We start from the raw sequence: 12,488 nt of genomic DNA, 5'->3' as shown, positions 1-12,488 counted from the left end.
TCAATCATTGTAACCCTTGGGATGACTTACTTTCCAATTCCAAGCGGTTTTAATAATTTCCTTAACGTCATCATATTGCGGTTGCCAACCGAGCACTTTCCGGGCCTTTTCGCTAGCGGCTACTAAAGTGCTGGGGTCACCTGCACGTCTAGGTGCCATAACTGCAGGGATTTCTTTTCCGGTTACTTCACGAGCGGCATCCAACATCTGCTTATTTGAAAAACCAGTTGACGATCCTAAGTTAAATACGTCGCTATCATGACCTTGTTTGAGATATTCCAATGCCAAGATGTGAGCATTTGCTAAGTCAACCACGTGAACGTAATCGCGCACGTTAGTTCCGTCAGCAGTTGGGTAATCGCCCCCAAAGATTTGTAACTGGTCGCGTTCGCCAGCTGCCACTTGTAAAATAATTGGTACTATGTGGGTCTCGGGATGGTGATCTTCGCCAATGCTACCGTCTGGTTTAGCCCCCGCCACGTTGAAGTAGCGTAACGCGACAAACTTAATTCCGTCGGCAATGTCTGACCAATGCATAATTTTTTCCATCGCTAACTTACTTTCACCATATGGATTGGTAGGCACTTGGGGATCCGATTCTTGGATCGGCACCCGCTTAGGTTCACCATAGGTTGCCGCAGTAGATGAAAATACAATCCGTTTCACCCCGTGCTTAGCCATTACTTCGAGAAGCTTCACCATTCCAGCAGTATTGTTATCGAAGTATTTCAAAGGATTTTTCATTGATTCCGGGACAACTGAAAAGGCCGCAAAGTGAATCACGCCTTCCACATCTTCTTTAGTAAAAACTGAATCCATAAATTCAGTATCTCGGATATCTCCTTCGTAAAAACGAGCCTGGTCGTTTACTGCTGCGCGGTGTCCGGTAACAAGGTTGTCAACCACCGCCACGTCGTAACCCTTTGTAATCAATTGATCAACTGCATGTGAGCCAATATAACCAGCACCACCTAAAACTAAGACAGCCATTCTAATTCCTCCTCAATCTCTCAATGCGTAATCGTCACTTAAAATTCTTTTAGTATTAAAGTTCTTTAGGTCCATCGGCAACTTCTGCAATATAGAAGTCAGCGTCGTAGCCGATTTTATCGCGATAAATTTTGCCCACGTTTTCCTTAAAAGCTTCTACTTGGTCTTTTTCCACGATTGCAATACCGCAACCACCAAAACCAGCACCGGTCATCCGAGCTCCAAGTACGCCGGGTTGTTTCCAGGCTGCTTCTGCCAAAGTATCTAGTTCCTTACCAGTTACTTCGTAATCAAAGTGGAGTGAAACATGGGAAGCCGTAACTAAGTCACCAAACGTCTTCAAATCGTCGTCTGCCAACGCCTTAGCTGCCCGAATGGTTCTTTGATTTTCAGAAACGGCGTGACGAGCACGTTTAATTAAAGTTTCATCGTTAATTAAGTAAGCTGCTTCGTCAAATTCATCATTTGTTAAGTCACCTAAAGAGTTGATGTCTAGCTTAGTTTGCAAACGACGCAACGCTTCTTCACATTCTGAACGGCGTTCGTTGTATTTAGAGTCCGCAAGTTCACGGCGTTTGTTCGTATTCATAATTACGATTACGTGATTGCCTAACTTAACTGGAGCGTATGAATAATCTAAGGTATTAGTGTCCAGTAAAATCGCTTGTTCTTGCTTACCCATTCCAACTGCGAATTGGTCCATAATTCCAGAGTTAACCCCTACGTAGTTATTTTCACACTTTTGGCCAATTTTGACTAAGTCTAATTGGCTAACGCCTAAATTAAAAGCGGTGTTTAAAATTGCTCCGGTCAATAATTCAATGGAAGCTGAGGAAGATAAACCTGCACCATCTGGCATGTTGCCGTGTACGTAAAGGTCAAATCCATGGTCAAACTTAGCTCCCGTTTTAACCAATTCGTTCATCATCCCTTTTGGATAATTCGTCCAACCCGCTGCTTTGTCATATTCCAAGTTATTCACGTCAAACGTAACTACTCCTGAATCCGGAATATTAGCCGAGTACATTCTGACCGTACTATCCGTCCGGGGTGCGTAAACACCATAAGTTCCGATTGTGATTGCGCATGGGAATACGTGACCACCATTGTAGTCAGTGTGTTCACCAATTAAGTTAATCCGTCCCGGGGAGAAGAAAACCCTTTCAGGTTTAGTGTCAAAAATTTCGGAAAATTCTTTCTTTAAGTCGGTTGCGTTCATAATATGTATCCTCCGTGTTTTACTAAAATTTTATTAACTTGAATATATAGCTTTAAAGGTCACTTGTCAACACCCGCTTAACCCTTTATAAACGAAAATGGTAGCGTTTTTACACAAAAAAACCAATAACTCCAATTTTTCCGATAAAGTCATTTTTTGAACCCCAAGAAACTATTATTTTTGGTTAAAATTTAACTAAAACTATGTATACAAACTTAACTTTATGTTCTATCATTTTGTTGTAAGCGTTTTATTTTTAATTACGAAAGGAGTTTTATTATGCAAGCAAACCTCCAATGGCTTGATGATCCTGAGGTTTTTCGGGTGAACCAACTTCCCGCCCACAGCGATCATCATTACTACCGCAATTTAGCTGAACTTAATCGCGGCAGTAGCTTTGTGAAAAGCCTTAACGGGACTTGGCGGTTCCATTTTGCTTCGACGCCATCCGAACGCCCGCTCCAGTTCTATTCACCTAATTTTGATGATGCCGACTTTGATACCATTCAAGTCCCCGGACACATCGAATTAGCAGGTTACAGCCAGATCCAATATATTAATACCTTGTATCCCTGGGAAGGTAAAATATATCGGCGCCCGCCGTACACACTTAATCAAGATCAACTAGAACCTGGTTTATTTAGCGACGCGAGCGACAACAGTGTTGGCTCATACTTGAAAAAATTCGACCTTGACGATTCTTTTAAAAATCACCGGGTTATCATTCAATTTCAAGGGGTCGAGGAAGCCCTCTACGTTTGGTTAAACGGGCATTTTATTGGGTATGCTGAAGACAGTTTTACCCCTTCTGAATTCGATCTAACCCCTTACGTTCAGGATCGTGATAATCTCCTGGCCGTGCGCGTTTATAAACGGAGTACCGCTTCCTTTATCGAAGACCAAGACATGTACCGTTTTTCCGGGATTTTCCGGGACGTTAATTTACTTGCCCTTCCCGATGCGCACATTGTTGATTTAGATCTTAAACCCGAGGTGAACGCCGATTTTAAGAGTGGCATTCTTACGGTTAAGGCTACTGTTTCTGGCACTAACGCTACTTTAGAGTTAAGCGTGACTGATCAAGATCAACAGCTTCTAGCAACGCAAACCCAAACGGGAACTGGTAAAGTTTCATTTAAAAAGATTGCCTTCAACAACTTAAAACTCTGGTCACCAACCTCACCGACTTTATATCAATTACTGATTAAAGTTTATGATGATCAGCACCAACTCTTAGAAGCGGTTCCCTATCAATTCGGCTTTCGGAAAGTGGAATTGCGCGAGGACAAGGTTATTTACGTTAACAACCACCGTCTAATTCTCAACGGGGTTAACCGTCACGAATGGAATGCTCACAGTGGTCGAGTCATTTCAGTGGATGACATGCGCAAGGATATTCAGATTATGCTGGATAACAACATCAACGCTGTCCGAACCTGCCATTACCCGGACCAGCTTCCCTGGTATCACCTTTGCGACAAAGCTGGGCTTTACGTGATGGCCGAAAACAATTTGGAATCTCACGGCTCCTGGCAAAAAATGGGCGCAGTGGAGCCTTCTTATAACGTTCCCGGCGATAATCCCCACTGGTTAGCAGCCGTGGTTGACCGTGCCCGTTCTAATTACGAATGGTTTAAAAATCATCCATCAATCATTTTCTGGTCCCTCGGTAACGAATCCTTTGCGGGAGAAGACATTGCAGCCATGCAAGCTTTCTATAAAGAACACGATTCTTCGCGTCTAGTTCATTACGAAGGGGTGGTCCGGGCGCCCGAATTTCGGGATCGCATTTCTGACGTGGAAAGTCGGATGTACGAAACCCCAGCTAACATTGCGCGTTACCTAGAAAATAACCCGGATAAACCCTTCCTAAACTGTGAATACATGCATGATATGGGTAATTCTTTGGGTGGCATGCAATCATATAACGACTTAATTGATCAGTATCCAATGTACCAAGGCGGGTTTATTTGGGATTTCATTGACCAAGCCCTCTTGGTTCACGATCCGGTAACCAATCAAGAAGTCCTTCGTTACGGCGGTGACTTCGATGAACGCCATTCTGACTATGAGTTTTCGGGAGATGGATTATTGTTTGCTGATCGAACACCCAAACCAGCAATGCAGGAGGTGAAATACTATTATGGATTACACAAATAGCCAATTACACGTAATATATGGTGACGGTAGTTTAGGAGTGGCCGGCCCCAATTTTCACTATCTTTTTAGCTACGAGCGCGGGGGCCTCGAGTCTTTAGTGGTTGATAATAAAGAATGGCTCTATCGCACCCCGACTCCGCTATTCTGGCGGGCAACTACTGATAACGACCATGGAAATGGTTTTGACGTTAAGGCAGCTCAATGGTACGCAGCCGACCGGTTCACCACTTGTCAAAAAATTGAATTAGCGGTTGATGGCCAGGCGCTACAACCCTTGCCCATCGCGCCGTTTAATAATCGTTACACTAACCGGGAGTACGCAAATGAGGTTGCCCTAGCCTACCATTTGGTTACGCCGACCGTACCAAGTACTTCGGTAACGATCACTTACACCGTTACTAGTGACGGTAATATTAACGTGGCGGTTCATTTCACCGGACGGGCAGATTTGCCTGAACTACCCGCGTTTGGTCTACGCTTTATTATGTCCACGACAGCCACTAGTTTTGATTATACGGGGCTTTCGGGAGAAACCTATCCCGACCGGCTAGCAGGCGCAACTCATGGACATTTTCACGTTGCCGGATTACCAGTCACCCCCTACCTGGTGCCTCAAGAATGCGGGATGCACATGCAAACCAGTCAACTAACCGTGACCCGCTCAACCACCCAAAACAATGCAGATCCCGATTCTCAACCGTTTAGCCTGACTTTTAGCCAAACCAAAAAGCCATTTGCCTTCAGTTGTTTACCGTATACCGCCGCAGAACTTGAAAATGCCACGCACATCGAAGAGCTTCCATTACCAAGGCGCACCGTGCTCTCCATATACGGCGCAGTTCGCGGTGTCGGTGGGATCGACAGTTGGGGTGCGGATGTCGAACAACGTTACCACATTCCCGCTGACCAAGACATTGATTTCGATTTCAATATCCATTTCTAAATAAAAGTCGGTAGTTTGCGAACGTTAAAGTAAAAATAGCCATTATGCCCGAAACTGGCATAATGGCTATTTTGCAGCTAACCGGAACAAATTGACTTTTGTCCCACGTTTGGTCCCTACCAAATCTATATATCGAAATATTTTTTACAGCGTCTTTGGGACATACAAAAAAGAACTTCCTCAAATGGAGAAGTTCTTCTTATAACTAAAATTTAATCCGGTAATTCCGTATTCGATAACTTCAAAACGTTTTCATTATCTTGAACAAGGTTGCCCATGTCTTTAAGATACTCAAATTCAGGCATTTCTTTGTTGGTGATGACTACCATTACGGTATCGTCAAGCCCAGCTTTTTTAATTGCCGGTTGCCAGAATTCAATCAACTCTTCGCCTTGTTTAACGTGATCGCCTTCTTCAACGTACTGAACGAAACCAGTTCCTCGCATGTTAACGGTACCAATTCCGATATGAATTAAGGTTAGAATCCCTTGATCAGAGCGAAGGCCAATGGCGTGCCGAGTTGGGAAGGTTGCAACCACTTCGCCATCAAACGGCGCCAAAACCCGACCATCCGTTGGTTGAATTGCAAATCCCTTCCCCATGCTACCGCTGGCAAAGGTCTTGTCTGCAACTTCATCTAAGCTGATCAGTTTCCCAGCAACGGGACTATGGTAAATGGTTACTTCAGAGTTTGTTTCGATTTCTGCAGGAGTTTCATCCGTTTCCAAATGTTTTGACCAAGTTTTTTCGAGTTCATCAACGATTTGGGCGTGCATCTTTTCATCTAACTTAACTTTCTTAAAGAAGATGAATGCTCCAGTTAAAATCATTACTGCAGGAACTCCAAGCATCATCAATTTAAAAATTGCTTGTCCATGGGAAGTAACGTCACCAGCTGTTGCGCCAGCAGTCATTCCAGCCCAAACAGCTGTTAAACCAACGACACCATTTGAAATAGCTCCACCTAATTTATCAAGTAATGGCCGCACGGATAACGTCAACGATTCATCCCGGTGACCAAATTTCAATTGTCCGTATTCAACAGAATCACTGAGTACCATCAAAACAACCAAGAAAATCAGTGGTTGTGGAATATAGAATAGCACGGCAGCGGTTAATATCATTGGTAATGATTGACCCGCAAAGGCAAACATTGCCAACGCAATCACCATAACTGAAATTGCTAAGAAGAAAACCTTCCGACGGCTAAATTTCTTCGCCAATGGAGGAAAGGCCAATACGGCGAAGACCCCAATAATGGCATTTAACGAACCAAGCAACGTAAACTTCGAAGCGTCGCCTAAAATGTAAGTAAAGTAATAAAGTTCAAGTGAGTTGGTAATTGCCATTCCGGCAGTGTAAATTCCGTAAGTTAAAGATAACCACATCAACTGGTCGTTACGGGCCAACACTTTGAAAACTTCTTTGAACGTAGTTTTTTCAGTATTTTTACGTAATTCCGAATCGTTTTCTTTAGTTCCAATGGCTACCGCAAAGGCTGAAATTAAGGCAACCGCAGCGATGATAATCCCAAAGGCCATCCAGCCGCGATTATCACCCTGGCCGCTGTTAGCCTTCGTTGAAAACATTAAAACGATTGGCATAACGACGACACCAACGATGTTTTGTCCGATATTGGAACCAACCCGGGCATAGGTTGCCGTCTTTTCACGTTCTGCCGAATCAAATGAAATGGCAGGAATCATTGACCAGAATCCAACGTCTTTGAAGGAATAAAAAATATCCATCGTGATATATAAAATAGCAAAAACGATCAAGTACAAAATTGGGTTGGAAGTGTTCAATCCTCCTAAACTGGTAAATAAAAGCGCTAAAACAACCGAACCGATTGTCCCACCGATCACAATCCACGGCTTAAAATGTCCCCAGCGTGAATTAGTATTATCAATCGCATTTCCGATCAGCGGATCAATGGCCAGTTCGACGAAACGTAATACCGCGATAATCATCGTAATATACGCGATCATCTTTGTACCTTGTGCCCCACTACTTTTATCAAATAAATGGGAGGTTACAAACATAATAAAATATGTCGAAAGTGTTGCATAAAATGCATCATGACCAAATGCACCAAATGAGTAAGCTAGTCGTGAAGTGATCTTACGACCCTTACTTTGTTTAACTTCTGCATCCATAATCTCTATCAAATCTCCTTTAATTATCTATGCACTAAATGTAATCGTTTCCAGAAGAGATGTCAATATATTTTTAGTAAAATTTGCTTAATTATTTTATTAGATTAATCTTGAAATGATTTTTCCACCCTCCATTACCAAGCCTTATAAAACAGCCTTTCCAACCACTTTGGGTCTTAATTTCAAAACTTTTAATATATTTTGCGTAGTTTTACCTCGCGCTTTTAAACAGTTTTTTAGGGATTGACTACTAAAAATTTAGCAAAAAAATAGCGAGCTGTTTAAGAATTTAACCATTCTTAAACAGCCCCCTATCAAATTTAACGGATCAAAAGTGCATCAAATAATCCGTTCCTAAAACAATAATTATTTCAAATTTAAATGTAACTAAGACTTCTGGGTAACCAACTAGACCCTGCCTTAACCCAAACGTTCATATTGGTAACGAATCGTGTTAGTAATTGGTTGACTTGGACGTAAAATAACGTCGCCAAAATCAGAATGGTTAATTGCATCTGGTAAAGTTTGTGCTTCAGTCGCCAAAGCGTTGTACTCATGAGCAGCTTCTTTATCGGGATCAAATGGGTTAGCCGTGTAAATAACCAAACCGTTGCGGTCGGAATAAAGTTTAATTTGCCGTTTACCATCAGTGTCCCCAATCATTGCAATTGGAGTGGTCGCGCTCGGGTTAACTTCGTAAGCATCATCAAATTCAATCCCGCCGTTTTCGTTTTTTAATTGTTGTAAAGCATTTTCAACCGACTTAGGCTGGTTAAAGTCATAAGCAGTGTCCTTAACTGCAATTTTTTTACCGGTAGGCACCTTTTCTTGGTCAAACTCAAGATGGGCTGCGCTCGTAATTTGTAACCATTGTTTACCTAAGCTTTTCCGGTCGTCCGTGGTATTCCAGTAAACATGATTGGTAGGATTAAACAGGGTGGCAGCGTCCGTATCCCCCGTGAAGGTGATCGTAACTTGATTTTGGTTATCTAAAGTAAACTTGATTTCTACATCGAGGTTTCCCGGATAGTTATCGTCAGTTGCTTTAATGTGCTTCGACAAAATCACGCTGACACTATCGGCACTCTTACTAAATTTTCCAGCAAAATTTAACGTATTAAAACCATGATTACCGCCATGTAGCGAGTGCGTTTGTTCATTCATATCAACTTGATATTCTTGGCCATCAATTTTAAATTTAGCCCCGCCAATGCGTCCCGCAACTCGTCCAACTGATTGGCAAAGGCAGTAACCAACTCGTTGATAATCCGCCATGCTATCCAATCCCCAAATTAATGGGCGCTCAACACCATTTTCATTAACCACAAATTCTTGCCATGTTCCACCATAGCTCAAAACTGAAATTCGCGTTTGTTGGTCGTTGATTAACGTATAGCGCATTACATCTTGACCCTCAAATTGATCAAATACTTCTTTTTTAGTTTCCAATATCGTGACACCTCCAAATTAATTAAACCGCTTTCAAGTTCAGTATACCAAATTGTGCTATAGATTGAGTAAATATTTTAGTTAAAATAAAAAGTCCCACAATTACTAGATCAGCTTATCTAATAACGATGCGACTTCCACAAATATTTTCCATGAAAAGTTATTTTGTACTAGCCCGTTCAACTAGTTTTGTATCGAGTTCAACCCGTTGAGTAGTTGTGCGACCCGTCAAGCGACTCATCACTAAATTCACCGCCGTGGCCCCCATTAATTCGGTATCCACATTGACTGCACTTAACTCGGGATAAACATACGTTGCCAGCGAAGTATTGTTAAAGCTAAAAATTTTGACCCGTTTTGGCACTTCAATTCCATTGGCCTGAAGTGCTTTCAAGGCACCCGCCGCCATGGGATCATTAGCCACAAAAAAAGCCGTTGGAAGTTGATCACCAAGCGTGTCGATTGCCTTTTGCATCATTTTGAAACCAGAATCGCTGGTATAGTCACCTTCAAATACAAATTTAGGCTCAAAAGCACCCCGCTTCTCCATTGCGGCCTGAAATCCCAGCATTCGCCGATCGGTCACGGTCAACTTATGATCGGTAGTCATTTCAGCACCATGAATAATTCCAATGTCCTTGATACCGCGTTGCCAAAAATAGTCGACCACTCTTTCTGTCGCCAACTGAAAATCAGTAATTACGCTATCGAAACCAGCCGCAAATTGATCATCATCTACAAAAACCAAGTTTCCCGTAACGGCGGCAAGTTCTTTAACCTGTGGCTCACTAAATTTTCCCACCGCAATTACTGCATCAAAATCCGGTCCCAACTCTTGGAGATTGTTTTGGAAGATTCGGGTCACTTCAAATTGGTTATCCTGTCCGCGTTGTTCAATTCCCATTCTAATCGACATGTAATACAAGTCGTCTTGTTCTTCCGTTTCCGAATACCACTGAACAATCGCTAGGCGCTTTCTGGCGGTTGAATTAGTATGCCGTTTGTTTTTTGAATAATGTAATGCCTCGGCGGCGTCTAAAATTCGTTGTCTCGTTTCATTGCCGACTGAAAGTGATGTATCTTTATTTAGCACTCGTGATACGGTTGCTAACGATACTCCAACTCGATCCGCAATATCCTTTAACGTTGCTGCCATGGGCTACCCCCTTTTAGTTACTCAATTTCACTATATATAAATTATCTTCTTTACTAATGTACTCTAATTAATACATAACCACAGTAACACTCAAGTAAAACTTTATCATTAAATATTGGAATTGGCGACATTCAAGAAGGTAAATCTTCATTTAATTTTTATTTGAAATCAAAAAGAAACCAGTTCGTCGTTAAACGAAATGATTTCTTTGGACATTTAAAACAGCTTAAACATATCCTATTCTTTTAAGAATTTTCCACACTACGAATAATCTGTGCAATCTCCTCAAAATTTTTAGCGTCAAGCAATCGATCTAGTTTCTCCTCGTCCCTCAGAAGTGCTGCCAATTCAGCCATTGCATTAACATGTGATTCTTGGTCAACAGCTGCTAAAACAAAAACCAATTTAATTGGATGTTGTTTGTCAACTAACGAAATCGGTTCTTTTAGATGCAAGAGAGACATTCCTAAGCTATTTACCCCATCTTCAGTTTTAGCATGTGCAAATGCCACCATTCTGCCAATGTTAATATAGGGACCATTTTGGATAACATTATTAATCATGGCTTCAACATAGGTATGGCTTATTTGATTATTTTTACTTAGTGGTTTAGCTGCTAACTCAATAGCAGCTTGCCAATTTAATTCCTGACCATCAACAAAGCTAGTAGTGTCTTTAGTAATTAGTTCACTTAGTTTTGGGTAAGTATTTTTAATAATCTTTTGTCTTTTCTCAGTATCCGTTGCTAAAATTTCTTTGATCCCCTCACTTAATTTTACTGGATCGCGAATAATTGCTGTGTCATTAATAACATCCATCAGTGCCGCAAACTTGTTTTCATTAAACTTAGAGTTAGTTTGCAAAATCCCTCTCTCTACAAATAATTTTTGCAATAAAATCAAATCTCTCTGCGTTAGAATTGGAGAAAGTAGAATCACTTTATTACTTGGCTGACTATTTAAAGGGGTAGTTGTAATTATGAGTGGATAATCATCAGTTTGGATATTGTTATATTCACTTTTAGTAATCGGACCGATGACATTAACGTCAGGAAAATGAGCAAGTATTTCTTCTTTAAGCAGTCTCGAAGTACCCAACCCCGCAGAACAAACTAAAAGGACCGTACCTTGCTTAGCTTGCCTAACCATCTGTGAACCAAAATAAATTGCAATCAACGAAATTTCATTTTCGTTCAAATGTCCAACATTTAATTTTTCAAATGGTTGTAAAGACATTTTGGTATATGTGTAAACGTTAAAATACTTACCTTTTATCTGTGTAACTAATCCATCTCGATATTGGTGGTTATATTTAACACGGTAAAAAGTTGAAACCAAATGCGTGTAAAGATCGTTTAGTAATTGGCTTTCATTATTTGAATTCATTCCGCTTAGCTTCTTAAAATTATCTACTATCTCTTTAGTAACCTTCTTTAGCGTATTTTTAACATCGCTTTCTCCACTAAAACCAATCTCATTTTTAGGCGTCCCTAATAACATACTTTCTAAAAAATAAATCTCTTCTTCATACTTTGCTCTTAAGTCCAATCCTAATTTTGTTAGCAATTCTTTTGCCATCATAAATTCATTTTGTTTTCGTAAATGATGGTAATCCATTCCAGACGTAAACATCTCACCTGATTGTAATATGTGTCCTCGTAAGATTCGATTTAAAACTAGCATATAAAAATTTTCTAGATGTTTTTTCCCATCGTCAGTAAAATTTAAAAAACTACGCTGTTCAATACTTTCCAGCCAACTTTCAATGACACTTCTTAAGTTCATTATGGAACGAATTTCGTCAAAGTCGCCCTTTTGCTTACTTACTTCTGCTAAAACAGTTGCAATCTTTACGCTATTGTTTTGTAAAAAATACCGAATATCTACTTCATTTCCTGAAATAAAATGACCCTTTCGGTTGCCAATCACCGTTAAATGGTACTTTTTCAAAAAAACTGTAATTATCTTTTGATCATGTACAATAGTATTCCTAGAAACTTCTAAAATTTCCGCCATCTTAGCTAATGTATTGAAACTTGACTCAGTTAACATTAAAAAAATCAAGAAAATTCGACGAGAATGGGCGTCTAGAATTAGTAATTTATCACTGTAATAATTATTTTTTAAAAGGCGCTTACTTTCCTCAGGCAAATAATATCCCCTTCCGCGAATATTGCGCGGCGGTTCAATATTATTTACCATCAGCTTTTTTGAAAGGTTAGCAACGTTGTAATATATTGCTCGATTTGATAATTTAGTTTCGGTTGCTAAATCTTTTATTGAATACAAGACATTGTTTTTTAAAAGTGCTTCTAATACTTTAGTTTCCGAATTATTTAATTCCAACATATATTCACCCATGCTATTCACTAATTAACATACACAAAATCTCAGACAATAGTTAATACAATGTCTG

At 40.5% G+C, this 12,488-nt stretch carries 8 protein-coding genes; 2 read left to right on the top strand and 6 right to left on the bottom strand.

Going from position 1 to position 12,488, the window contains the following annotated elements; all coding sequences use genetic code 11:
• Both galE and HMPREF0623_RS00600 read right to left on the bottom strand, forming a co-directional pair.
• On the bottom strand, positions 1-990 hold the full coding sequence (gene galE, locus HMPREF0623_RS00605; RefSeq protein WP_002831320.1) for a UDP-glucose 4-epimerase GalE: 990 nt from the start codon (positions 988-990) through the stop codon (positions 1-3).
• A 55-nt stretch (positions 991-1,045) separates the two neighbouring features.
• Positions 1,046-2,209: a galactokinase gene (locus HMPREF0623_RS00600; protein WP_002831319.1), complete on the bottom strand. Its 1,164-nt coding sequence runs from the start codon at positions 2,207-2,209 to the stop codon at positions 1,046-1,048.
• 279 nt (positions 2,210-2,488) lie between these two features.
• Between HMPREF0623_RS00600 and HMPREF0623_RS00595 the strand changes: the two genes are divergently transcribed.
• The gene (locus HMPREF0623_RS00595; RefSeq protein ID WP_002831317.1) at positions 2,489-4,369 is read left to right on the top strand and encodes a glycoside hydrolase family 2 TIM barrel-domain containing protein; all 1,881 of its coding nucleotides are present in this window, start codon (positions 2,489-2,491) and stop codon (positions 4,367-4,369) included.
• Positions 4,353-5,312: a beta-galactosidase small subunit gene (locus HMPREF0623_RS00590; RefSeq protein WP_002831316.1), complete on the top strand. Its 960-nt coding sequence runs from the start codon at positions 4,353-4,355 to the stop codon at positions 5,310-5,312. Before HMPREF0623_RS00595 ends, HMPREF0623_RS00590 begins: the two co-directional genes overlap by 17 nt.
• A gap of 212 nt (positions 5,313-5,524) precedes the next feature.
• Here HMPREF0623_RS00590 and HMPREF0623_RS00585 read toward each other — a convergent pair whose 3' ends face one another.
• The 4 genes from HMPREF0623_RS00585 to HMPREF0623_RS00570 form a co-directional block, all read right to left on the bottom strand.
• Entirely contained in the window at positions 5,525-7,468 is a 1,944-nt protein-coding gene (locus HMPREF0623_RS00585) for a PTS sugar transporter subunit IIA (protein ID WP_002831314.1), read from the bottom strand.
• A gap of 420 nt (positions 7,469-7,888) precedes the next feature.
• Positions 7,889-8,917 carry an aldose epimerase family protein gene (locus HMPREF0623_RS00580; RefSeq protein WP_004165658.1) on the bottom strand — a complete coding sequence of 343 codons (1,029 nt, stop codon included), beginning with the start codon at positions 8,915-8,917 and terminating at the stop codon, positions 7,889-7,891.
• Positions 8,918-9,077: 160 nt separating this feature from the next.
• Complete coding sequence (locus HMPREF0623_RS00575) at positions 9,078-10,073, bottom strand: LacI family DNA-binding transcriptional regulator (protein WP_002831310.1); 996 nt, start codon at positions 10,071-10,073, stop codon at positions 9,078-9,080.
• 245 nt (positions 10,074-10,318) lie between these two features.
• Positions 10,319-12,433, bottom strand: a complete 2,115-nt coding sequence (locus tag HMPREF0623_RS00570) for a BglG family transcription antiterminator (protein ID WP_004165657.1) — start codon at positions 12,431-12,433, stop codon at positions 10,319-10,321.
• Positions 12,434-12,488: the final 55 nt, after the last annotated feature.

Origin of the sequence: Pediococcus acidilactici DSM 20284 (genome assembly GCF_000146325.1) — a bacterium.
Lineage (GTDB): Bacteria > Bacillota > Bacilli > Lactobacillales > Lactobacillaceae > Pediococcus > Pediococcus acidilactici.
This window is presented reverse-complemented; position numbering and strand designations above follow the sequence as displayed.

Coding starts and splice junctions, on each gene's coding strand:
- HMPREF0623_RS00575 (WP_002831310.1), bottom strand. CDS start 10,073: ATGGCAGCAACGTTAAAGGATATTGCGGATCGAGTTGGAGTATCGTTA.
- HMPREF0623_RS00595 (WP_002831317.1), top strand. CDS start 2,489: ATGCAAGCAAACCTCCAATGGCTTGATGATCCTGAGGTTTTTCGGGTG.
- HMPREF0623_RS00585 (WP_002831314.1), bottom strand. CDS start 7,468: ATGGATGCAGAAGTTAAACAAAGTAAGGGTCGTAAGATCACTTCACGA.
- HMPREF0623_RS00590 (WP_002831316.1), top strand. CDS start 4,353: ATGGATTACACAAATAGCCAATTACACGTAATATATGGTGACGGTAGT.
- HMPREF0623_RS00600 (WP_002831319.1), bottom strand. CDS start 2,209: ATGAACGCAACCGACTTAAAGAAAGAATTTTCCGAAATTTTTGACACT.
- HMPREF0623_RS00570 (WP_004165657.1), bottom strand. CDS start 12,433: ATGGGTGAATATATGTTGGAATTAAATAATTCGGAAACTAAAGTATTA.
- galE (WP_002831320.1), bottom strand. CDS start 990: ATGGCTGTCTTAGTTTTAGGTGGTGCTGGTTATATTGGCTCACATGCA.